Raw genomic sequence first — 22,621 nt, 5'->3', positions numbered from 1 at the left:
TACTTTGAATTACAAAGTAAATAATAAAATTTCTGATTTGCAATACAATTTTTAATTATTTTTATAAGATGAAGCTAACAGACGAATATATCTACCGCCAACCCGAAAGGTATCAGGCAATTCTATTGCATTTGATTAGTGTTTTTAAAAGGGAAATTTCCGATTTAGAAATGCACTTTAAATGGGGTATGCCTTATTTGTATTATAAAAAAAGGATGTTTTGTTACCTGATTTCCAATTCTAAAAAAGGTTTTGTAGATGCAGGTTTCGCTAGAGGGTTTCAATTAAAAAGAAACCAGGATTGTCTTGTGGATGAAAAAAGAAATACCGTTAAATCGCTTAGGTATTATAATTTGGAAGAAATAGATAATGCTGTCCTGATTGATGTGATACAGGAAGCTGCAGCATTATGTGTATAAAATACGGTGCAAAGTCAGGAAACTTTGCACCGTATTAATCAATGATTTGGGAAGTTAATGGGCGGATAATTCCGGATTCCAGCCATCCAAAACATAAGAAGGTTTTCTATAGTTGTTAATCAGTTCAGCATCTTTTTCCATAGTTAATTGTTTGGAGGCTGGATGTCGTTGGCTAATGTCAACAGCTTTACCTGTTTCAAGACTAGTTGTATTGTATTCCCAATATTTTATATTTTCTGTTGCATCAGTTACGGTTCCCCAACCAGATGGGCGTAAACCTTCTACTTTACAGTCGATGAGTACTACCTCGGTATAAGGATATTTAATGCCATGATTATCTGGTGCTCTTGCAATATCAGTTTCTGCATCGCCAATGGTTTTTAAAGTGCAATTCACCAATACATTACCGTGATTTTTCTCTGTATTTCTAACCCACATGTGAGGACCAGAATAGGAAACAAATTCACAATTGTTAAAATAAACCGCCCCATATCCCAATACATTATCTCCATGACCTTGTATGTTAGAATTGTTTACATAAACGCGTCCTGTGGCTTGTAAGGCATCACCGCTTCCTTCAATAGCAACATTGTCAATAATCATTTTATCTCCTACTACTAATAAAGCTTCGGCCTGTGCGGGTTTTTCGCCTAGAGATTGCACAGTCAAATTTGCAATAGTAATTTCCGAAGAGCGGTGTATTGCTATTACGGCTCTAATGTTGTGAATATCTTTATTTAGATTAGGATCAGGACTCATTTCACGAAAATTAAATACGGCATTATTGGCATATCTTATAACTGTACCATTACGATCTTCTCCTATAAAGGAAATTCCTTTTCTATTTGAGCAGTTTATAATTTCGTTATAAGTTCCTTTTTTGATAAAAATGGAAATGGGCAAGCTGTTATTTTCAGGGATAAAATCTATCGCGCCTTGAACTGTTGTGAAATCGCCTTTTCCATCAGCAGATACAATTATTTTTTTGCTGTCTTTTGCAGGTGGCATTTTTTTAGTTTGGAACTGCCATCTATTTTTTTCTATTTGGAAAGGTTGACCGTTGGCAAAGGAAAAAACACCACTATCAACAACAATGTAATAGGTTTTATTGTAGGTTAAATGATTGTTGTGCGGATAAATTAATGCTGTATTTCCATCAATTAGTACAGGATAAAAATGATAGGTATCAATTGGTTTAGCGCCACCTACGTAATTAAGATGGTACTTGTGTGCCGTATTTAAATCTTCCTTATGCGATGTGTATGTACTGTCTGGCATGTAACTGTATACAAATTTGTCATAAGGTGCAGGTGTACGTGTGTTTTTGGGACCTGGAGCAATGGATAAATCCAGTTCATCGACAAGTGTATTGTTTGAAGCATCATAAATGCGTATTTTTCCTTTGTTATGTAAATTCGGAATACTATTAAATGTCAGCTTGAAATAGGTGTCAGGATTTACGTTTTTTGCTCCGTTGAGTGGAAAATGCTCTGTTTTATTTTGCAATGTTTGCGCATTAATGGACTGCATGCAGATGATTAGAAAGAAATAAAACAATAATCCTGCAATCTTGAAAATTTGATTCTTTAATGCGATAATAATCATAGTTGCTATTTTTAGTTTGTAGTACTATTGCGTTGCACAATAAATGAGTTGTAATTGTTTATTCTGTGAAAATTAAGAATAAAACTGCAGTAATCAAATTTAAAAACTGCCTAAAACAAAAAAAATCTCCCGAAGGAGATTTTAATTAGTATTTGGTAAAGTATTTATAATCTGAAGATTCCTCCAAAAGAAACGATGGTTTCTCCGTACCAAAAATGATGTTGTGCATGCTCATCAGTATAAGTGGTTCTTACATCGGTCATGTTGATATAACCGCCTTTTAATTCTGTTTGGGCGTAAAAATGTTTGAAGAAAGTAAAATTCAAACCAGCATCAGTAGAGAATCCATAACCTGAAATATGAAACTCATCATGTCTTTCTTTTCCTAAAACAGTAGCATCTGTTCTTGGAACCAATAAACCCATACCAACTCCTTGAGTGAAATTGATTTGAAAGATATCAGTGTTTTTAATACCAAATAATGAAGAGATATCAACATAATGTGCAACTTCGGTAAAAACATAATTTAATCCATTAGTATGCTCAAACTTTAAAAATTTACCATCAGATAAATCTACGGGTTTGTTGTTGTAAATTCCGTTAAATGCAGAACCAACTTCACTTGAAGGTAAATTAATGTTTCCATTAATTAAAGCAGTCTGATTTTGAGTCATTACATATTTCATGTGATCGACCCCAACAGAAACATTAAATTTATCATGAAAAAAATAACCTGCTTTCCAGTTGGTCTGTGATGTGGTTAATTTTCCAGGTGTAATATAATCGATGTTCCATCCTTTTGGTAAATCGTGCGATTGTGCATTTTCTACTGTAAAATTGTATCCCTGACCGTCAAAATGCAAGTCAGATGTAGTGTAATAAGCTCTGTTTCCTCCCATGTGAAAAAAGAATTTTCCTTTGTTATGAGCGGTATATAGTGCATTTGATGGCGTACTTTCTTGAGCAAAAGCATTAGCAGTAAAGAAAAGAACTAAAAAAGCAGTATGTAAAATTTTTGTTTTCAATGTCTTTAAATTTGATTAATAATTTTTATTAAAGCAACTAAATCTATCTTATACTAAAAATCTCCCGAAGGAGATTTTGATTTTATATGAGAGTATTTTATAATCTAAAAATACCTCCAAAAACAATAGTTCTTTCGAAAAAGAAGAAATTTTGTGAAGCTTTATCATCACTACTTGTTGTTGTTCTAATATCTTGCATGTTGATGTAACCCGTTTTTACCTCACCTTGTACATAGAAATATTTGTAAAACGTAAAGTTAATCCCCGCTTTTGCAGAAAAACCATATCCAGAAATGTGAAAATCATCATGACGAGGCATTCCTAACACAGTAGCATTTGTTTTTGGATATAAAAGCCCGATTCCTAAACCTTCCGTTAAATTAATCTGAACTTTATCTGTATTTGGTAATTTAAATACTTTCGAAATATCATCATGTCTGGAAACCTCAGTATTAACATAGTTCAAACCATCTGTATGTTCGTACATTAAAAAAGCAGTACCATTTGGCTGAACAACATTTTTATCATAACCACCTTCCTGAGCATTACCTTGAGACATATCTACAGGAGTATTATCATAAACTCCGTTGTAAATAGATCCAGATTTATCAGCAGGTAAATTAATATAACCGGTTACATTAGCCGTTTGAGCTTGGGTCATTACATACTTCATGTGATCCCAACCAACAGCAACACTGTAATGGTCGCTAATGAAATATCCCATTCTAAAGTTAGTTTGCGGGATTGTCATGTTTGCAGGATTGATGTAATCAATATGCCAACCTTTTGGTTTGTCGTGAGCTTCCATATTATCAACTGTAAAGTTGTAATCTTTTCCTCTAAAGGTCACATCCGATTCAGTATAGCTCTCTCTGTTACCACCCCATGAAATGAAGAATTTACCTTTATTGTGTGCGGTAAATCTTTCGGTAGAGGGAATGTCTCCTTGTGCAAAAGTATTAATTGATAAAAAAAGAACTAAAAATGAGGCGTAAAAAAAAATTGTTTTCAATGTATTGGTATTCTATGTTTAATTAAAATTGATTTATGGTTTTTCTAATGGCCACCAATTTAGTCATCAAAGGCTCGAAGTAATCTAAGTGTAACATATTTGCACCATCACTTTTTGCATTAGCAGGATCAAAGTGTGTTTCGATAAAAATACCGTCTACACCAACAGCGATACCAGCTTTAGCAACGGTTTCAATCATATCAGGTCTTCCTCCTGTAACTCCAGCAGTTTGATTTGGCTGTTGCAAAGAATGTGTAACATCCAGAACTGTAGTAGCATATTGTTGCATCGTTGGAATACCACGGTAATCTACAATCATGTCTTGGTAGCCAAACATAGTCCCACGATCAGTAACCATTACGTTTTGATTGTTACAATCCAATACTTTTTGTACAGCATGTTTCATGCTTTCAGGACTCATGAATTGTCCTTTTTTCAAGTTTACTACTTTTCCAGTTTCAGCAGCAGCAACAACTAAGTCCGTTTGACGAACAAGAAATGCTGGAATTTGCAAAACATCTACATAGGCAGCGGCCATAGCAGCATCTTCATTGGTATGAATGTCTGTTACAGTTGGTACGCCAAAAGTTTTAGATACTTTTTCAAGAATTTTAAGTGCTTTTTCGTCACCAATTCCAGAGAAACTATCAATTCTAGAACGATTTGCTTTCTTAAAAGATCCTTTGAAAACATAAGGAATTTGTAATTTATCAGTAATAGTAACCAATCGTTCAGCAATTCGCATTGCCATTTCTTCTCCTTCAATAGCACATGGACCTGCTAGTAAAAAGAAGTTACCACTCTCAGTATGTTTAATTTGAGGTATATTTTGTATGTTCATATTTTGATTTTTTTGAAAGTGCAAAGGTAACTTGATTTTGCGATTTTCGAATTAGATTTTATAGTTATTTTTAAAGTACCAAAGTTAATTTTTTTGACGATTACCTCTTTACAAGCATCTTAAAAAGCCCCACGAAAGGTTTATTGTTAGCTTTAAATTGTATAGTATTGATCTATAGCTTCCTAATAATATTGATACTTTTTGAGTTTATTATGTAAGTTAAAATTCATAATTAGTTGTAATATTGTTACGTATTTAAAATTATAGTTTATGAAAAAATGCTTGTCATTACTATGCGTTGGAGTTTGTGTATTAGGATTATTTTTTTCCTGTGCATCAAATCCATTTACAGGAACAAAGAGTTTAAATTTTGTGCCTAATAGCCAGTTATTTCCATCATCATTTCAGCAATATGATGCTTTTCTAAAAGAGAACAAAGTCATATCTGGAACTGAAGATGCTAAACGAGTTGAAAATGTTGGAATGAAAATTAAGGCAGCTGCAGAACGTTGGTTAAATGCTCATGGTCAATCGAATTATTTAAATGGGTATCAATGGGAATATAAATTGATAGAAAGCAAAGAAATGAATGCTTGGTGTATGCCTGGTGGTAAAATTGTTGTTTATTCAGGAATTTTGCCAGTGACCAAAGATGAAGCAGGATTGGCTACGGTAATGGGTCACGAAGTATCTCATGCGTTGGCAAATCATGGAGCTCAAAGAATGAGTGCAGCACAAATACAACAAATTGGTGCAGTAGGAGTAGCCTTGGCAACAAGCAGTCAAAGTGCTGAACAGCAACAAATGTGGCAACAATATTATGGAATAGGTTCTGAGGTGGGAGCAATGCTTCCTTTTAGCAGAAGCCAAGAAAGTGAAGCAGATAAAATTGGGTTAACACTTATGGCACTTGCAGGTTATAATCCTGAATTTGCAATATCATTTTGGGAAAGAATGTCAACGAGTAGTGGAGGAAATGCTCCTCCTGAATTTATGAGTACACACCCTGCTGATGCTACTAGAATTGCCAATTTAAAAAGATTGGTTCCAGAAGCTAAAGCTGAGGCTTTAAAATTTGGTGTTACTTTTAAATAAGTTGAGCTTGATTGTTTATTAAGTTACGCGGATTAAAATCTAAAAAAAAGTACAGTGAAAACTGTACTTTTTTGTTGTTCGGAGAAATACTTAAAATTATCAACTTTATTACATTTCGTTTTAGCTTCCAAGATTTTTTTTGCTATTCTGTATGATAACTTAATCTTATGAACTCTGCGTAAATCTGCAAATTCTGCGTGCTAATTTTTCATGCAGATAAAAGGGTTTAGTTTGTAATAAAGATTAATATTTTTTAAGATTGATTTACTAATAGTTACATAAGTTTATAATTGAAAATGTAAAAGGCGTAATATTTTTGAATAATTATGTAACAGTTTATTGGTTCATTTTAAGCATTTTTGTATAAAACGAAAGCGTATGAAAAAATCAATTATAGTGTTCGGAATTATTGCAATTATTTTATTTTCCTGTAAAAATGGTAATGAAGCGGATGCTGAAAAGACAACTGTCGTCACAAAAAAAATACCTATTCGAAAAGAGCCTAAAACTTTTTCCTATACTTTGCAAAACAGTAAAGAATGGTTGAAAAAAAATAAAAATGAGGAAGAACTTGATATTGCTATTGCAGTAAACAGAACTGATAAAGAAAATTTCACCAAAATTGATTCCGTTATTATTCCAACGGATTTGAGTGGTGATATTGCGTTTTATTTGCCTTTTCCATTTAAAGTTGATTCTTTGCAAAAGGTCGATAAAATCATTCTGTTTTCTTATCCAACCCAAACATTTGCTACTTACGAAAATGGAATTTTAATTCGTACTGGGCCAACTAATATGGGAAGAGCAAAGGACAAAACACCTGTTGGATTATTTTTTACCAATTGGAAAGCGGAAAAAACAACTAGTACATTTAATGATGAATGGGATTTGAAATGGAATTTTAACATCGAAAATAAATTAGGTGTTGGATTTCATCAATACACTTTGCCGGGTTATCCTGCGTCTCATTCGTGTTTGCGATTACAAGAAAAAGATGCTAAGTATTTATATGAATGGGCAGATCAATGGGTTTTGGTCGATGATGAGAATGTAAAATTCAAGGGGACTCCAGTTGTTGTTTTCGGAAGTTACAATTATGATGCACCAAAGCCTTGGCTACAGCTCGTTACTAATCCAAAGGCTTTAGCTATTTCTGAAAGCGAAGTTGAAAAAATAATTTCACCTTATTTAGATACTATTTTGAAAGAACAGGATAAAAAGAAGAAATCGTAATTTAATATATAGGTTTCAGGTTTTAAAATCAAAGTTTTTTTGAAACCTGATGCTCGCGAGAGGGATAGAAGCAAGCTACCAAAGTAGCGCATTCTATGATAAAAAACAATTAAATTTAAAAGATTAACAGGCAAATTTATATGTGTTTATATATGGTGTTTGTCTGTTAATTACAGAGAAAACACGTCCTATTATTTTGCATTTTACATTGTTTAAGATTAACATAGCATTTTTGCCTTCCCTTTTTTTTCTTTCATAATATTCTTTGAGTTGCGGATCATGTTTTACTGCTACTAAAGCACACATTTGTAATATTGATTTCATTTTTTTATCTGCCATATGATTTACTTTGGTTCGTCCTTTTATACTCGAACCCGACGTATGTTCAAAAGGGGCGGTTCCAGCGTAACAAGCCAATTTCCTCGCATTATCAAATGCTGTAAAACCTCTTGTAACAATTAACATATAGATAGCCGTTTTATCTCCAATGCCAGGAACACTTTTAATCAATTCAAATTGTTTTTTCAATTCAGAATGACTAGATATTATTGCTTCCATTTCCTTCTCAATAGATTTTAATGTTGCTTTTAAAAACTTCACCGTTTTATTATTTATTCCTTTAATTGATTGATAAATCTGTTTTGGCATAAAAGCAGCATTCTCTTTTGTCCTCTCAAAAATTTTAAATGATTTCATTACTTTTTCTCTTTCAGTGAAAAGCAATTTTAATTGTTGAATTACTGTTTCTGGCAAAGTAGAGAGTTTTAGTTTATCAACATTTCGGAGGCTGTACAAAGCAATGTCTTTAGCATCTGCTTTGTCATTTTTGCCTCTCGAGATTCCTTTAGATCGTTTGATTTCAATGGCTGGTACAACCCAGAAATCAAGATTGCTTTCAGATAGACAGCTACTCAAAGGAAAAGTATAAACCCCGGTGTTTTCACAGCAAAACAAAACAGCAGTTAAATCTATCTTCTGTTTTGTTAAGTTTTTTAAAATTTCCTTAACACCTTTTAAATTGTTTTCTACAATGAAATGATTAATTACATTTGGCTCTTCTTTTTTTAAAAGCACTACATCTAATTTTGATTTTGAAATATCAACACCTACATAAAATAAATAGTTTTTCATAACTTTGAATTTAGGATAAACAAAAATGTTGAACTTCTTTAGAGCCTTTATTAGACCTTGATGTCTATCATTCTATTTGAAGCAATTCAACGGGATTCAAGGAGAAGACAGAGGACTAATGCGCTACATAAGTCACAAGCTTGGCGGATAGCATAGTTCACCTCTGTTTTCCTTTGAATAAAGTTACTGTTTTTATTAAACACAAAGTAAAGGCGTATAGCCCGACAGCAATCCGATAAAAGGGCGAATAACCGATCTGTTAATTAGCCCTTTTATCGGATTGGTGGCTCGCCCAAATGCTGTTATAACAAAAAAACGCCCTCATTGCTGAAGGCGTTATTGTATTGAGAACAAAAGTTTTATTTGTCGATCGAACCTAGAACTCTTTTCATAAAAGTATTTAAAGCTTCTTTTTTCTCCATTCCGTCTTTGGTCATTTTATGAACTTCAAGCGCACCGTACATATTTGAAATTAATTCGCCAATGACGTCCAATTCTTCATCTTTTAGAGAAGAAACTTCGGTTAAAGCCTCTAAAACTTCAATAGTTTCGATAAGATAATCTTGATCGTTTTCTTCAATAAATTGAGACAAATGCTTGATTACAGGTAATTTCATTTCTTTATGTTTATTCGTTACATCGTTTATTTGTTTAATCGATTTAACGAATAAACAAATAACTAGTTAAACTATTTCATTAACCAATTCGATTAAAACTTCTTGTTTGTTAGTTTGCGTTTCATTTACCAAAACACCATTTACGAAAGTTGCGAATGTTGGCAAGTTGCTTACATTGGCTAACTTTCTTGATTCTGGAGAATTTTCTGCATCAACCAAAACAAAGGTTATAGCTTCATTTTCTGTCGCTAATTTTTTGAATTTTGGTTTCATAATACGACAATTTCCACACCAAGAGGCCGAATATTGTACTACTACTTTTTCATTTTTAGCAACTAAATCTGCTAACGTATCTTCGTTTAAGTCTATTAACATAATTTTGAAATTTCAATTTCAATTTCAATTTCAAAAATCAATTTTTTAAACAATTAATATTTGAAGTTAGAGATTGAAATTATTCTTAGTTTTTAAAGGAGTTTTGAAATATAATGGCAAGATCAAAAATTGAATATTGAAATTGCCATTGATATTGAGAATTAGTTTGCGCTTAAATATTCAGCAGTACTGATTCTATCAGCAGTCATTGCTTCTTTTCCAGCTTCCCAGTTTGCTGGACAAACTTCTCCTTTTTCTTGGATATGTGTGTAAGCATCAACCATTCTTAAATATTCGTTTACGTTACGTCCTAATGGCATATCGTTTACACTTTCGTGGAAGATTTTTCCAGTTTCGTCAATAAGGTAAGTTGCTCTGTAAGTAACATTAGATCCTTCAATAATGATTGAATCAGTATCTTCGCTATAGCTTGTAGACTCTACATCAAGAATTCCAAGGATGTTAGATAAGTTTCTGTTTGTATCTGCAAGAATTGGGTAAGTTACACCTTCGATTCCACCATTGTTTTTTGCCGTGTTCAACCAAGCAAAGTGTACTTCGTTAGTATCGCAAGAAGCTCCAATTACGATTGTATTTCTTTTTTCGAATTCTGGTAAAGCAGCTTGAAAAGCGTGTAATTCAGTTGGACATACGAAAGTGAAATCTTTTGGGTACCAAAACAAAAGTACTTTTTTGTTGTTGTTTGTAGCTTCCTCAAAAATATTGATTTTCAAATTATCACCCATTTCTGAGATAGCGTCTACTGCAATACTTGGGAATTTTTTACCTACTAATGACATATTTATTAATTTTAGTTATTTAAATTTTTAATTTGATGCAAATATAAGGCACATACCTAAAGGTGATGGATAAATTTTTATTATTATTATTTATCTATCGATAGTGTTTGATTATAATTAAAGTTAAATGGTTGTTATTGAAACAGGTAGTGTTCCTCTTCCTTTTTTATCTTGTAATAATTGTTCGGCTGCGCTTTCTTGAAACTCTGCAAAATCCTGATACATCTCAACTATTCCAGTAGTGAACTCTAAATTTGGGATTACTTGTAAAGCATACGGATTACCAAAAACATACAGAATACATTTTTTGGTTTGGAATAATTCGCCCAAAAATGTCAAAACAGAATCCTCTAATTCAAAATTATTTAACGGTTTTGCTTTTGGAATATATAATGAAATGATTAGCGTTTCAAATGGTGTAAGGTCTTCTATTAAAGTAGTATTTATTAAATCCTCAGCATTTTCAATGGCATATTCAGGTGAAGGCAAGACGGTACCTAATGTTTTGAAGAATGGATTGTCGATAGTTTTGTATACACTCAATTTTGCCAGACGTTCTCTGTTTTTGGCATTAAATACCAGTATCGAATTGTTTTTGTTTTTGATATCTGTAATGCAATAATCGGCAATTTTTCGGTTCAGCTCTGCAGTGATTTTAAAATCAAAATCAGTAATAGCCGTTGGATTTTCGTCAAAAAGACCTGCTTTTTGTTTGCATTTCATGATACGCTCTAGACTAGCTTCAATGCGTTCAGGACTTGCATTTTTTAGTATTTCCTGAATGCCTTCGGGTACATTTTCGGCAAAACAAAGCACATCATTTCCAGCATTAAAAGCTTCCCATTCTAGTTGTCCTTTGATGTCATATAGTTTCGAAACACTGTGCATATTTAAAGCATCGGAAATTATCAAACCATCATAGCCTAAACGCTCTCGTAAAAGATTTTCAATAATATTTTTGGACAGAGTGGCAGATGTTTCTTTTCCTTCGTTCAAAGCAGGAACAGCTAAATGACCAATCATAATTGAATCCACTTGATTTTCAATTCCTTTTATAAAAGGGACTAATTCGTTTTCGAGTAATTGTTCTAAGTTTTCTTCTAAAACGGGTAAACCTAAATGGGAATCAACACTTGTATTTCCGTGTCCTGGGAAGTGTTTTAAACAGCCTAAAATCCCAACATCGCTCATGCCTCGCAAATATTCCAAAGCAAATTGTGCTACTTTTTCTTTATTTGAACCAAAAGAACGATACCCAATCACAGGATTATTGGGGTTATTATTGATGTCAGCCAAAGGAGCTAAATTATAATGTATTCCAGCCGACTTTAGGTCCAATCCAATTTGTTTACCCACTTCATAAACAAGGTCTGTTTTACTTTCTGGCAAAGCACCAAGTGTAATGGCATAAGGATACTGTGGTGTTTTTTCAACACGCATCGCTAAGCCCCATTCGGCATCGATACTCATTAATAGGGGAGTAGTGGCACATTTTTGATAGCGTACAATCAAATCCTTTAAACGTTGAAAACTATCATCGTTAAATTCTACTTTTTTCTTAGATTCATAATTGGTCGCCGCACTGGCTCTGCTATGAAAAAAAGTCAACCCACCGATATTATATTCTTTAATTAAACGTTCTGTTTCTTGAATATTTTCCTCAGTGTCATTGATAAAAACAGCAGGAAAAAAGAATTGCCCTATTTTTTGTTCTAGTGTCATTGTTTTGAATTTAGCACTGATTTTTTTTAAAACTATTTTAATTTATTCAATGCGTTAGCATTAATAAGGGATTTCATTTGACTAATAGCAATTTCATTCAATTTTATTAATCGTTCTTGTTGAACCATTTCTTGTTGTATTAACATTGCATTTATACTTTCAAGATTAGACAAAACCACTAATTGTTCAATTGAAGATTTATCTCTAATGTTTCCTTTTTCGATGGAGTTTTCAGCACGCCATTCTTTTGCAGTTTTGCCAAATAGCGCTACATTTAATATATCAGCTTCATCGGCATAAATAAAATTCTTTTGGTTTATACTCAGACTTATCGGAATTAGATTTTCTTTTATGGCGTCGGTATGTATTCTATAATTTATTTTAGATATAGTTCTCTGGAGATTCCATTCGAGTTTTTCTTTGTTACTTTCTTCTGTTTTTAATCTTTGAAATTCTTTGATTAAAAATAATTTAAAGATTGGGTTGACCGCAGAACAGAATTCAAGAGCAATATCTTTGTGTGCAAAAGTTCCTCCGTATTTGCCTAATTTGACATAAATGCCAATTGCATTTGTTTTTTCAGCCCAAGTACCTGGACTTAAAACAAAACTTGGTAAACCTGCCTGCATTTTAAAGTGGTCAAATTCGACCACTTTAAAATCTGGATTGTACATTTGTTCCCAAGTACCTAAAAATTCAAGAGTTGTTCTGCTGCGTATCCAGTTTTTAATTATATCAGCTGCACGTGAACGAGATTCTTTGGTTTTTGCTATATCAGTAATGCAGATGTAATCATCTTCATTGTTTGAAGAAACTACTGCGATATGAGCATTTTGAACTTCTATAATTTTAACTTTGCTTTTCAAAATATTTTATTTTATGATTTTTAAAATTAAATAATTTCATTTTCATAAAGTAGGATTTTTTTTAATTTGAATAATTGTTATTCTATTTTCTTTCCGTAATCTTTTGGAAAAAATAAAAATCGAGATAGAATTAAACCTGGAATCGTTGCTAATAGTACCCAAATAAAGAAATTTCCATATCCTAAATATTGCTGAATGTAACCACTCAACATCCCAGGGAGCATCATTCCTAATGCCATAAATCCAGTAGCAATTGCATAATGTGCCGTTTTGGATTCTCCCTCGGCAACATAAATTAAGTACATCATAAAAGCAGCAAAGCCAAATCCATAACCAAATTGTTCTAAAATGACTACTGCATAAATATAGTAAATCGAGGCTGGATGAAAATGTGCTAATAATACAAAACCAATAATAGGCAAATGCATTGCTAAAATCATTGGTAACATCCATTTGGTTAATCCTTGTTTAGAAATAGCTATTCCGCCAAGAATTCCCCCAATAGTAAGTGCAATTAATCCGAAGGTGCCATAAATGATTCCGACATCTTCAGTTTCTAACCCCATTCCGCCTTTATGGATTGTATTTTGTGTTCCTTTATCAGTAACTAATTGATTTATAAATTCAATTCGGGCTTTATTTGCATTTTTATATTCTTCAGTATTCTTATTTTCGACTTCTAACAATGGTTTTTTTGAATCTTGCATTTCGGTCACTATTGGCAGTTTAGAATAAAGAAACTGTAGTTCGGATACTGCTAATTTTTCTCCCTTTTTTACTTTCGAATTATACAATTCCAAAGCTTTTGTTTGATCTGCCTCGGAAGCCGTTTCTACTAATTCATATCGAATAGGATCTACTAAAAAAGGAGTCAGCATTTTGAGCAATTGCGATTCACCTAAACGAAATAAAAGAATAAAAGCAAGAATTAACCCGATATTCTTTTTCTTGAAAAAACTAGCAAAAACTGTTGCGAAATTTTTCTCTTCAGTTTCTCCTGCAGTTATTGGCAATTCAGTTTTTGGAGTAGCAAAATAGTTGTAAATGGTTAAAAAACTCATTACTAGTCCAACGAAAATCATCGTATATGACCAGGCTTTTTGATTGTCACCAAAGCGATTTTCTAAATAACCAGCCAATAAAATAATCAATCCATTTCCAGTTAACATAGAAGCTCTGTAAAAAGTACTTCGGATTCCTAAAAAGAAAGATTGTTGTTCTTTTTCTAATGCCAACATGTAAAACCCATCGCTTGCCACATCATTTGAAGCAGAAGCAAACGCCGCTACCCAAAAAATAGCTAAACTCAAGATGAAAAAGTTACTGGTTGGAATAATAAAACCTACAATTAAAAAGGCAATTGAAATAAATAATTGCATACTCAAAAACCATTTGCGCTTGGTGCCGTGCAAATCAATAAAAGGACTCCAAAGTGGTTTGATTACCCATGGTAAATATAATAAACTGGTATATAGACCAATATCTTCATTACTGATTCCAAGGTTTTTGTACATCAAAACAGAGACAGATATTATAATTACATACGGAAATCCAGAAGCAAAATTCAATAGCGGAATCCAATACCAAGGTTTGTTGTCTTTCATTTGTTTATTGGGTTTGTCGTTTAATCGTTAAGTCGTTTATTTATTAAAAATTTAAATCATTTAAACTTTTATTTAGTCTGTGTTTCTACTTCCAGATCAATTATAGTTTCAGGGCTTTCATTCGCATAATAATCTACGTAGGTAAAAGCAAAACCAGTTTTACCAATCATTTTATAGGCAGGAACTTCGATGTTGAATTCGTTGTTTTCTTCAACTACAGCAATTTTATCGATGATTTGAGATGGGTCGTTGATGTTGATTTTTGCTGCATTTTTTGCTGCATAGACAACTATATAGCGAATTTGTGAAAGTTGTATTGGTTTCTGAAAAGAAACATAATAACTAGCAGTGTCCTTCGTAATTGAACTGATTAGTAAACTTTCCGTGATGTTCTTTTTTAAATTAGGAACAGGCAAAGGTAATGCAGGATATTTGTATTGATTCTCCTGTAGAATTTTTACAACATCCTGATTTTTGTTGATAAACCATTTGGCACTAAAAAAACCATTTCCAAGTACATTTGGATAGTTGCGTGTAAGGTCAATTTGATTCGGGATTTCATAAATGTTATTCCAATGTTTATCGGAATCCGATTTAATTTTATAAGAGCTGTTTCCAATATATAAAGCGGTATTACTCGGAACATTTTCAGACCACCATTTGATTAGTTTGGCATAGGAAGCGGTTCTGTGGTCAACACTCCAATACAATTGAGGGATGATGTAATCAATCCAATTATTAGTCATCCAATCTACAGGGTCAGCGAATAAATCGTCATAATTCGTTTGTCCAGACTGAGTATCAGAACCTTTTGGATCAACGGATTTGTTGCGCCAAACTCCAAACGGACTGATGCCGAATTGTACCCACGGTTTTAGTTTTTTGATTCCAAAAGAAATATTTTTTACAAAAGTAGTTACATTAGAACGTCTCCAATTTTCAAGAGAAAGTCCAGCACCATATTTTTGAAAAGATGCAGTGTCATTAAAGTCAAGTCCTTTTATTTTATACGGATAAAAATAATCATCAAAATGTATCGCATCAATATCATATTTGATTACTACTTCTTCGACTATCGCTGCTAAGTGTTTTTGAACTTCGGGAAGGGCAGGATTGTAGTAGTATTTCCCCCCATATTCAATCATCCAATCTCGATGTTTATTATAATCATGGTCAATACTTAAGCTTTCGGTTTTTAAATCCATAGTAGCACGATAGGGATTCATCCAAGCATGAAATTCAAACCCACGCTCGTGACTTTCTTCGATCATCCATTTCAGAGGATCAAAATTTTGGCCGGGAGCTTTTCCTTCAATTCCAGTTAAATACCGTGACCAAGGTGCTAATATGGTTGGATATAATGCATCACCGACAGAACGTATTTGTACAACTACTACATTGTAATTGAGTTTTTGATAGGTATCTAAAATTTGAATAAAGTCGGCTTTTTGTTTTTCTACCGCATCAAAACTGTTTTTAGGCCAGTCAATATTTACAACAGTAGCAATCCAAACCGCTCGAAATTCATTTTTGGGATGCATTTCTCTTCTTTGGGCAAATCCAAAAACAGTAACTAACAACAGGTATATGGTTGGGTATAATAAGGACTTCTTTATATACATATTTACTTTTTTTATAAAGGAATCAAAAGTAGTTTTTTTAGCCAAGTTTATTTAATTAATTACTAATAAATTCTACTGAAAGTTAAGGAACAGAAAATTATAGACAGTATTGGGATATTCCCTTGCGATTTATATAATGGTTTGTTTTTTTAAATTACATATTAAATTATATTTTGTTTTAACGTGGTTTTCGAATGAATATTTGACTTTTTTTGAATTAAAAAGAAAATATTTTTATTTAATAATCTCATTAAAAATCAAAATCCTAACTTTAAAGATTGAATTTGTTTTATATATTTGAGCTTTCCTATTTTTTTTATTAAAAATAGTTTTGAAAAGAATACTAAACAATGATTATTTAATAAAATTCACAACATGGCATTAAAAGGACTTTTTAGAAAAAAAACAGTTCAAGATATCTTAAGGCAGGTCGAAAAAAATAATATTGAAGGTCATGAAGCACTAGGAAAGCATTTGACCACTAAAGATTTAACTGCTTTTGGAATTGCGGCAATTGTTGGAGCCGGAATTTTTAGTACTATCGGAAAAGCCAGTTTTGATGGAGGTCCAGCTGTAATTTTCTTGTTTTTGTTTACCGCTATAGCTTGTGGTTTTGCCGCCTTTGCTTACGCTGAATTTGCTTCGATGGTGCCTGTTTCTGGAAGTGCTTATACCTATTCGTACGTTGCTTTTGGAGAATTAATTGCTTGGATTATTGGTTGGGCATTGATTATGGAATATTCCGTAGGAAATATAACGGTCGCTATATCATGGAGTGACTACTTTACTGGACTGCTCTCCAGCGGAGGCATTAATTTACCGCAATGGGTTCAAATGGATTATTTAACCGCTTCTAATGGTTTTAAAGACGCAACAGCTTTGATGCAAGGAGGGAAGTCTTTTGAGAATTTGAGCACAGGAATGCAAGATGCCTATACTGCTTGGACAACATCGCCAGTGATAGGGGCATTTCATTTTGTTGCCGATTTGCCGGCATTATTGATTATTGTTTTAATTACTGCATTGATTTATAGAGGAATGAAAGAATCCCGTAATGCGAGTAATATTATGGTTGTCGTTAAACTTTGTATTGTTCTTTTGGTAATTGCTGTAGGTATATTTTATGTAGATACTAATAATTGGCATCCGTTTGCACCGAATGGCGTTTCGGGAGTTTTGAAAGGTGTTTCGGCTGTGTTCTTTGCTTATATTGGTTTTGATGCTATTTCGACAACTGCCGAAGAGTGTAAAAATCCTCAACGTGATTTACCGAGAGGGATGATGTGGGCGATTATTATTTGTACTGTACTTTATATAGCCATCGCGTTAGTATTGACAGGAATGGTAAGTTATAATACTTTGAATGTTGGTGATCCATTAGCTTTTGTATTTGATCAATTGCATTTAAAATGGATGTCGGGAATTATTGCAGTAAGTGCGGTAGTGGCTATGGCTAGTGTTTTATTAGTTTTTCAAATGGGACAGCCTCGTATTTGGATGAGTATGAGCCGTGATGGTTTGTTGCCAAAACGTTTTTCAACAGTACATTCAAAATTTAAAACACCTTCGTATGCGACTGTTGTTACCGGTTTTGTGGTAGCAGTACCTGCTTTATTTATGAATTTAACGATGGTAACGGATTTATGTAGTATTGGAACTCTATTTGCCTTTGTTTTGGTATGCGCCGGAGTTTTGGCATTGCAAAATAGAACTGATATTCCAAGAGGGAAATTCAAAACTCCTTATATTAATTCTAAATTTGTATTTCCGATATTGATTGTTATTGCTTTGGTGTTTGCATTTGGTTACAATAAAAAAGCAACGATGGATTTTATTACGAATGAACCCAAAATCAATGATTCTGAATTTATTATTACGTCTTTGAACAAAGAAGAGACGCAAAAAGTATATGATTATTTGGTAACTATTGAGGATAAATCAGTTGATATAAAAAACTTTGATGTTGAGCAGTTATTAAATCAATATCAAGGTGATGATGTTAAATATGCTAGTGTAGTTGCAGGTTTGCCTATTTCTGATAGTGTAAAATATGAAAGCGGATTAAGCTTATTTAAACATAAAATACCAATGTGGATTTTCTTATTTGTCATGGTTGGATTGGTGTTTTGGTCTTACAAAGAGAATTTGTCTTTAATTCCGCTTTTGGGTTTAATTTGTTGTTTGTATATGATGGCGGAATTAAGCGTTTGGAATTGGATTTACTTCGGAATATGGTTAATTATTGGATTGATAATCTATTTTAGCTTTAGTCGTAAAAACAGTAAGTTGAATTTGAAGACTGAGTAGAGTGAGGGAAAATAGATGAAAGAGGAAAGGAAATAGATTTTGTTACAGATAAGTTAGATATAAAAAACGCTGCGGAAAAGTATTTTTCAGCAGCGTTTTTATTTTGTGTAAGGTTAAGTGGCTGTTATAAATTTCTGCGACATTGATTGCGGACACGAGCGTGATGCTCGCGTTAGCGGGGAGCTAGGGATAATTTATTTAATAAGCTCGATATATCCTCCTTCTCCATTTAATCTTACCTCTGCTCGTCCATTATGAAAACTTTCCGCTTTGTCAAATTCAGGTTTAATAATCCATTTTCCGGTTGTGTCCATAAAACCCCATTTTCCGTTTTGCTCCACTCCTGCAAGTCCTTCAGAAATAGTCCACACACCATCATAAATAATAGGTACTATGCAATTGCCTTTTTGATTTATAAAACCCCATTTACCATTTTTACTCACTCTTGCTAAACCCTCAGAAAAACTATTAGCAAAATCATATTGGAGAGGTATTACTTGATTCCCTTTCTTATCAATAAAACCACAGCTTTTGTCTTGACTAAAATCTTGGGTATTTTTGTTTATATGCACAGTTGCCAATCCTTCGGAAAAATCATCTATCCAATCATATATGGGTTTGATTACCCACTCCCCAGATTTATTTATATAGCCAAATTTATAGGCCTCCAAAGCTCTTGCTCTCGCCAATCCGTCTTTAAATTTATTAGCAATCCCCCGAAATTTTGGATTGATTACCCATTCTCCTTTTTTATTTATATAGCCAACCAATCTGTTTTTTGCAACACCTGCCAATCCCTCATAAAATTTAGTATAACAATAATCAAATGGAGAATTTCCATCAAATGCTGGTTGAATGACCCATTTTCCTTTTTTATCAATGAATCCTAATTTATTATTTTGCTGGGCAGCGGCTACACCTTCTGAAAACTCCCCTATAATTTCAAATTGAGGTGATATTACCCATTTTTCAGTAGAGTCAACCACTCCCCATTTGCCATTGCTGTCTCTCACTCCGGCAAGCCCTTCAAAAAAAGGAGTGCGTGAAAATCCACATTGAAACAAAATAGTAAAATCAGCAGTGGGTTTTGTTACCCATTTCCATGTTACGCCTTCTTGCGATTGAGCAATAAACCCACTAGATAAGAGAATAAGAACAATAACGGTTTTGAGTATTTTCATAATACATATTTTAAAAATGAAATGTCAAAAAAATATTTCCTTTTTTTTGGTAAATATTTTCTTTTACAACAGCGCACGAGTGTGGCGCTCACATTAGCGTGGGATAAATTAAAGCCATTGGATTTACCAAATTATCCAAATACAAAACCATTTTCCACTATATCTATTGCTAAAACTAGTTGTGACTGTTATGTATTGCATTTATAATTATTTGTAGAGCCATTTTTTAATTAACTTGGTATAATTAGGCATTAGCAAATAAACCATTATTGCAACAATGACGCCTGAGATAAAAAACGAATTGATAAATCTGTTCTCTGGAAAATTTAAAATTTTTAAAACAGGAAGGATTAGCAATGGGATAAGAATTGATAACGGATAAATTGCTGACCACGTAACCAAATATTGTTTCCAACGAGCGGGAATTTTTTGATTTTCACTGTTATTTGTGAAAAGAAAATCTAAGCCCGATTTAATTAGATATTTATCATCTTTAGAAAATAACGGTTGTGCTTTTTTAATTAGATGTTTTCTATCATTTGATTCCATCCATTTTGTGAGATTTTCAATTGTGTCAAATCTTATAATTACAGTATAATCAAATGTCAAATTCGGGATAGGACGAATTATTTGCCAATCAATATTGCCAACATAATTTCTACAAATTGGACCAATTTCATCTAGCCAATCTTCGTATTGATTTTGTTTTCCGTCTATGATTTGATGATTAATTACTACAGTTGCGCCTTGATCTTTCATAAATATATTTTGACGATTTTATTCGCTTCGTTATTGTTATACGTTGTAGTGTCTGTTGAGTAACGTACTTTTAACCCACTTTATCAAATATGTTTTTTTTAAACCAAGCTAAATCTTCGGGGGGCTTAAAAAATCTTTTTGGGAAATATAAACTTTGAGATTTTGAAATATAAAGAAAGTAATATTCCTTAAGTTCAAATGTTTTTACAAAATGTTCGAATTTAATAACACTATTTGAGCCGTTAGCAAAATATCCATTGATTTGTTCAGTCGAAATTTCATAATATCTTTTACCAAATATTTTTCTATTATCTTTTGCATTTGCAAATCTCCAATATTGAAACACCACAATTAGCGGATATGAATACAGGAAAAATAAACAAAATATTATCAGACTATCTTTGGCTGCTTCAAAAGTGAGGAAAACTGCTAATGCCCAAAAAAGTAAAAATTCCCACCACTTTTTCTTAAAAACCATTTTTAATATTACCGATAGATATTCATTTTTAGTCAAATCAAATTTATCGGTTGTTATCATCTGTTTGTTTTAGTATGTTACCTAACTTGTTTACTCGCTACTTTTTACAGGCAGCAAAACAAATATATAGATAATTATTTACAAAGATTAAAGCGTTATCGAGGTTTATTGAGATCTTTCGTCCTTATGAAAAAATAAACTTCTAAACTAGCCCCGATAGCAGCGAAAATCCTCTTGTGCCGGTGTTCGGCACAAGAGATTGTAGTGAATAGCGGGACAACTGTTTCTATGAAAAACTAAATTTCTGCTCCAGAAGAACCAAAACAAATCGGTTTATTTGATTTACTTGAGTTATTTAAAAGGTTTTTCGGTTATCGTTGCTGAAATCGTTATAATTCGAACAAAAAACCTTAATTTTTAAACTTTAAACAAAACTTTATTCCTTAATTTTGCAAGACTAAAAATAAAAATCACATACTATGAGTTCATTTGACGTAGTCATTATAGGTTCTGGGCCAGGCGGATATGTTTCGGCTATTCGTTGTGCACAATTGGGTTTCAAAACAGCGATTATAGAAAAATATTCAACTTTAGGCGGTACATGTTTGAATGTTGGTTGTATTCCATCGAAAGCATTATTGTCATCTTCACACCATTATGCTGAAATTAAGCATTTTGCTGATCATGGAATTGAAGTTTCAGGAGAAGTAAAAGTAAATTTAGAAAAAATGATTGCTCGCAAACAAGCAGTTGTTGATCAAACATCAGGTGGAGTAAATTTCTTGATGGAAAAAAATAAAATCACTGTTTTTAATGGTTTAGGATCTTTTGTAGATGCTACACATGTAGCTATCGCTAAAGCTGATGGAACATCGGAAACTATTGAAGCTAAAAATATTATTATTGCTACTGGTTCAAAACCGTCTTCTTTGCCTTTTATCAAAATTGATAAAGAAAGAATTATTACTTCGACAGAAGCTTTGGCACTTAAAGAAGTTCCAAAACACCTAGTAATTATTGGTGGAGGTGTTATTGGTATCGAATTAGGTCAGGTTTATTTACGATTAGGAGCTCAAGTTTCGGTTGTAGAATTCATGGACAGAATTATTCCTGGAATGGATGGTGCTTTGTCTAAAGAATTGACTAAAGTGTTGAAAAAACAAGGAATGAAGTTCTATACTTCTCATAAAGTACAATCAGTAGAAAGAAACGGAGATGCTGTAATTGTTCAAGCTGAAAATGCTAAAGGAGAAACAATTACTTTAGAAGGAGATTACTCTTTAGTATCTGTAGGGCGTCGTCCTTATACTGATGGTTTGAATGCTGATAAAGCTGGAGTGAAAATTTCAGACAGAGGGCAAGTTGAGGTGAATGATCATTTACAAACTTCGGTTCCTAATATTTATGCCATTGGAGATGTAGTTCGTGGAGCTATGTTGGCTCACAAAGCGGAAGAAGAAGGAACTATGGTTGCTGAAATCTTAGCGGGTCAAAAACCACATATTGATTATAATTTGATTCCAGGTGTTGTTTACACTTGGCCAGAAGTTGCTGCTGTTGGTCAAACAGAGGAGCAATTGAAAGCGTCTGGTGTAGAATACAAAGTGGGAAGTTTCCCTTTCAAAGCTTTAGGTCGTGCTCGTGCGAGCGGAGATCTTGATGGATTTGTAAAAATTCTTGCTGATAAGAAAACGGATGAGGTTCTTGGAGTACACATGATTGGTGCCAGAACTGCAGATTTGATTGCTGAAGCTGTTGTTGCAATGGAATACAAAGCATCTGCTGAAGATATTTCTAGAATGTCACACGCGCATCCAACATTTGCAGAAGCAGTAAAAGAAGCGGCATTGGCAGCTACAGATAATAGAGCTTTGCACGTATAGTTTAAAGTTTTTACAAATAAAAAAAACCGATAGATTTAATTTCTAT

The 22,621-nt window shown here is 33.0% G+C and carries 20 protein-coding genes; 5 read left to right on the top strand and 15 right to left on the bottom strand.

Going from position 1 to position 22,621, the window contains the following annotated elements; translation table 11 throughout:
- The first annotated feature begins 68 nt into the window (after nucleotides 1-68).
- Nucleotides 69-419 carry a DUF1801 domain-containing protein gene (locus ACUN3A_RS02610; RefSeq protein WP_445549797.1) on the top strand — a complete coding sequence of 117 codons (351 nt, stop codon included), beginning with the start codon at nucleotides 69-71 and terminating at the stop codon, nucleotides 417-419.
- A gap of 54 nt (nucleotides 420-473) precedes the next feature.
- Here ACUN3A_RS02610 and ACUN3A_RS02605 read toward each other — a convergent pair whose 3' ends face one another.
- The 4 genes from ACUN3A_RS02605 to kdsA all read right to left on the bottom strand — a co-directional run bounded on the left by ACUN3A_RS02605 (nucleotide 474) and on the right by kdsA (nucleotide 4,902).
- Nucleotides 474-2,024: a pectinesterase family protein gene (locus ACUN3A_RS02605; RefSeq protein ID WP_445549796.1), complete on the bottom strand. Its 1,551-nt coding sequence runs from the start codon at nucleotides 2,022-2,024 to the stop codon at nucleotides 474-476.
- Nucleotides 2,025-2,188: 164 nt separating this feature from the next.
- Nucleotides 2,189-3,049 (bottom strand): hypothetical protein, encoded by an 861-nt coding sequence (locus ACUN3A_RS02600; protein ID WP_445549795.1) that lies wholly within the window; start codon nucleotides 3,047-3,049, stop codon nucleotides 2,189-2,191.
- A 97-nt stretch (nucleotides 3,050-3,146) separates the two neighbouring features.
- Nucleotides 3,147-4,061 carry a hypothetical protein gene (locus ACUN3A_RS02595; RefSeq protein WP_445549794.1) on the bottom strand — a complete coding sequence of 305 codons (915 nt, stop codon included), beginning with the start codon at nucleotides 4,059-4,061 and terminating at the stop codon, nucleotides 3,147-3,149.
- Between the two features lie 22 nt (nucleotides 4,062-4,083).
- Nucleotides 4,084-4,902, bottom strand: a complete 819-nt coding sequence (gene kdsA / locus ACUN3A_RS02590; protein ID WP_445549793.1) for a 3-deoxy-8-phosphooctulonate synthase — start codon at nucleotides 4,900-4,902, stop codon at nucleotides 4,084-4,086.
- Nucleotides 4,903-5,172: 270 nt separating this feature from the next.
- Between kdsA and ACUN3A_RS02585 the strand changes: the two genes are divergently transcribed.
- Nucleotides 5,173-5,997 carry a M48 family metallopeptidase gene (locus tag ACUN3A_RS02585; protein WP_445549792.1) on the top strand — a complete coding sequence of 275 codons (825 nt, stop codon included), beginning with the start codon at nucleotides 5,173-5,175 and terminating at the stop codon, nucleotides 5,995-5,997.
- Nucleotides 5,998-6,375: 378 nt separating this feature from the next.
- A complete protein-coding gene (locus tag ACUN3A_RS02580; protein WP_445549791.1) occupies nucleotides 6,376-7,230 on the top strand; it encodes a L,D-transpeptidase in 855 nt (284 codons plus the stop codon).
- A 123-nt stretch (nucleotides 7,231-7,353) separates the two neighbouring features.
- Here the strand turns inward: ACUN3A_RS02580 and ACUN3A_RS02575 are convergent, their stop codons facing one another.
- From ACUN3A_RS02575 to ACUN3A_RS02540, 8 genes are all read right to left on the bottom strand, one after another.
- Nucleotides 7,354-8,361, bottom strand: a complete 1,008-nt coding sequence (locus tag ACUN3A_RS02575; RefSeq protein ID WP_445549790.1) for an IS110 family transposase — start codon at nucleotides 8,359-8,361, stop codon at nucleotides 7,354-7,356.
- A 359-nt stretch (nucleotides 8,362-8,720) separates the two neighbouring features.
- A complete protein-coding gene (locus ACUN3A_RS02570; RefSeq protein ID WP_445549789.1) occupies nucleotides 8,721-8,978 on the bottom strand; it encodes a DUF6952 family protein in 258 nt (85 codons plus the stop codon).
- Nucleotides 8,979-9,044: 66 nt separating this feature from the next.
- The gene (locus ACUN3A_RS02565; protein ID WP_445549788.1) at nucleotides 9,045-9,353 is read right to left on the bottom strand and encodes a thioredoxin family protein; all 309 of its coding nucleotides are present in this window, start codon (nucleotides 9,351-9,353) and stop codon (nucleotides 9,045-9,047) included.
- 161 nt (nucleotides 9,354-9,514) lie between these two features.
- Nucleotides 9,515-10,153, bottom strand: a complete 639-nt coding sequence (locus ACUN3A_RS02560; RefSeq protein WP_445549787.1) for a peroxiredoxin — start codon at nucleotides 10,151-10,153, stop codon at nucleotides 9,515-9,517.
- Between the two features lie 123 nt (nucleotides 10,154-10,276).
- On the bottom strand, nucleotides 10,277-11,875 hold the full coding sequence (locus ACUN3A_RS02555) for a glycoside hydrolase family 3 protein (RefSeq protein WP_445549786.1): 1,599 nt from the start codon (nucleotides 11,873-11,875) through the stop codon (nucleotides 10,277-10,279).
- A gap of 32 nt (nucleotides 11,876-11,907) precedes the next feature.
- Nucleotides 11,908-12,741, bottom strand: a complete 834-nt coding sequence (locus ACUN3A_RS02550; protein WP_445549785.1) for a KilA-N domain-containing protein — start codon at nucleotides 12,739-12,741, stop codon at nucleotides 11,908-11,910.
- Between the two features lie 77 nt (nucleotides 12,742-12,818).
- Nucleotides 12,819-14,345, bottom strand: coding sequence for an MFS transporter (locus tag ACUN3A_RS02545; RefSeq protein ID WP_445549784.1), 1,527 nt, complete (start codon nucleotides 14,343-14,345; stop codon nucleotides 12,819-12,821).
- Between the two features lie 68 nt (nucleotides 14,346-14,413).
- Entirely contained in the window at nucleotides 14,414-15,967 is a 1,554-nt protein-coding gene (locus ACUN3A_RS02540) for a glycoside hydrolase family 10 protein (RefSeq protein WP_445549783.1), read from the bottom strand.
- 375 nt (nucleotides 15,968-16,342) lie between these two features.
- On the opposite strand from ACUN3A_RS02540, the gene ACUN3A_RS02535 reads away from it, so the two are divergent.
- A complete protein-coding gene (locus ACUN3A_RS02535; RefSeq protein ID WP_445549782.1) occupies nucleotides 16,343-18,274 on the top strand; it encodes an APC family permease in 1,932 nt (643 codons plus the stop codon).
- Nucleotides 18,275-18,468: 194 nt separating this feature from the next.
- Here ACUN3A_RS02535 and ACUN3A_RS02530 read toward each other — a convergent pair whose 3' ends face one another.
- The 3 genes from ACUN3A_RS02530 to ACUN3A_RS02520 form a co-directional block, all read right to left on the bottom strand.
- Entirely contained in the window at nucleotides 18,469-19,455 is a 987-nt protein-coding gene (locus ACUN3A_RS02530) for a WG repeat-containing protein (protein WP_445549781.1), read from the bottom strand.
- A gap of 207 nt (nucleotides 19,456-19,662) precedes the next feature.
- A complete protein-coding gene (locus tag ACUN3A_RS02525; RefSeq protein WP_445549780.1) occupies nucleotides 19,663-20,214 on the bottom strand; it encodes an antibiotic biosynthesis monooxygenase in 552 nt (183 codons plus the stop codon).
- 70 nt (nucleotides 20,215-20,284) lie between these two features.
- Complete coding sequence (locus ACUN3A_RS02520) at nucleotides 20,285-20,752, bottom strand: YcxB family protein (RefSeq protein WP_445549779.1); 468 nt, start codon at nucleotides 20,750-20,752, stop codon at nucleotides 20,285-20,287.
- A gap of 419 nt (nucleotides 20,753-21,171) precedes the next feature.
- Between ACUN3A_RS02520 and lpdA the strand changes: the two genes are divergently transcribed.
- Nucleotides 21,172-22,575, top strand: coding sequence for a dihydrolipoyl dehydrogenase (lpdA, locus tag ACUN3A_RS02515; protein WP_445549778.1), 1,404 nt, complete (start codon nucleotides 21,172-21,174; stop codon nucleotides 22,573-22,575).
- Nucleotides 22,576-22,621 lie beyond the last annotated feature (46 nt).

The organism is Flavobacterium sp. WC2509, from assembly GCF_052683105.1.
Note: the sequence above shows the minus strand (reverse complement) of the source record. Positions and strands in the feature narration are given on the sequence as shown.

Coding starts and splice junctions, on each gene's coding strand:
- ACUN3A_RS02610 (WP_445549797.1), top strand. CDS start 69: ATGAAGCTAACAGACGAATATATCTACCGCCAACCCGAAAGGTATCAG.
- ACUN3A_RS02605 (WP_445549796.1), bottom strand. CDS start 2,024: ATGATTATTATCGCATTAAAGAATCAAATTTTCAAGATTGCAGGATTA.
- kdsA (WP_445549793.1), bottom strand. CDS start 4,902: ATGAACATACAAAATATACCTCAAATTAAACATACTGAGAGTGGTAAC.
- ACUN3A_RS02585 (WP_445549792.1), top strand. CDS start 5,173: ATGAAAAAATGCTTGTCATTACTATGCGTTGGAGTTTGTGTATTAGGA.
- ACUN3A_RS02580 (WP_445549791.1), top strand. CDS start 6,376: ATGAAAAAATCAATTATAGTGTTCGGAATTATTGCAATTATTTTATTT.
- ACUN3A_RS02575 (WP_445549790.1), bottom strand. CDS start 8,361: ATGAAAAACTATTTATTTTATGTAGGTGTTGATATTTCAAAATCAAAA.
- ACUN3A_RS02570 (WP_445549789.1), bottom strand. CDS start 8,978: ATGAAATTACCTGTAATCAAGCATTTGTCTCAATTTATTGAAGAAAAC.
- ACUN3A_RS02565 (WP_445549788.1), bottom strand. CDS start 9,353: ATGTTAATAGACTTAAACGAAGATACGTTAGCAGATTTAGTTGCTAAA.
- ACUN3A_RS02560 (WP_445549787.1), bottom strand. CDS start 10,153: ATGTCATTAGTAGGTAAAAAATTCCCAAGTATTGCAGTAGACGCTATC.
- ACUN3A_RS02555 (WP_445549786.1), bottom strand. CDS start 11,875: ATGACACTAGAACAAAAAATAGGGCAATTCTTTTTTCCTGCTGTTTTT.
- ACUN3A_RS02545 (WP_445549784.1), bottom strand. CDS start 14,345: ATGAAAGACAACAAACCTTGGTATTGGATTCCGCTATTGAATTTTGCT.
- ACUN3A_RS02540 (WP_445549783.1), bottom strand. CDS start 15,967: ATGTATATAAAGAAGTCCTTATTATACCCAACCATATACCTGTTGTTA.
- ACUN3A_RS02535 (WP_445549782.1), top strand. CDS start 16,343: ATGGCATTAAAAGGACTTTTTAGAAAAAAAACAGTTCAAGATATCTTA.
- ACUN3A_RS02530 (WP_445549781.1), bottom strand. CDS start 19,455: ATGAAAATACTCAAAACCGTTATTGTTCTTATTCTCTTATCTAGTGGG.
- ACUN3A_RS02525 (WP_445549780.1), bottom strand. CDS start 20,214: ATGAAAGATCAAGGCGCAACTGTAGTAATTAATCATCAAATCATAGAC.
- ACUN3A_RS02520 (WP_445549779.1), bottom strand. CDS start 20,752: ATGATAACAACCGATAAATTTGATTTGACTAAAAATGAATATCTATCG.
- lpdA (WP_445549778.1), top strand. CDS start 21,172: ATGAGTTCATTTGACGTAGTCATTATAGGTTCTGGGCCAGGCGGATAT.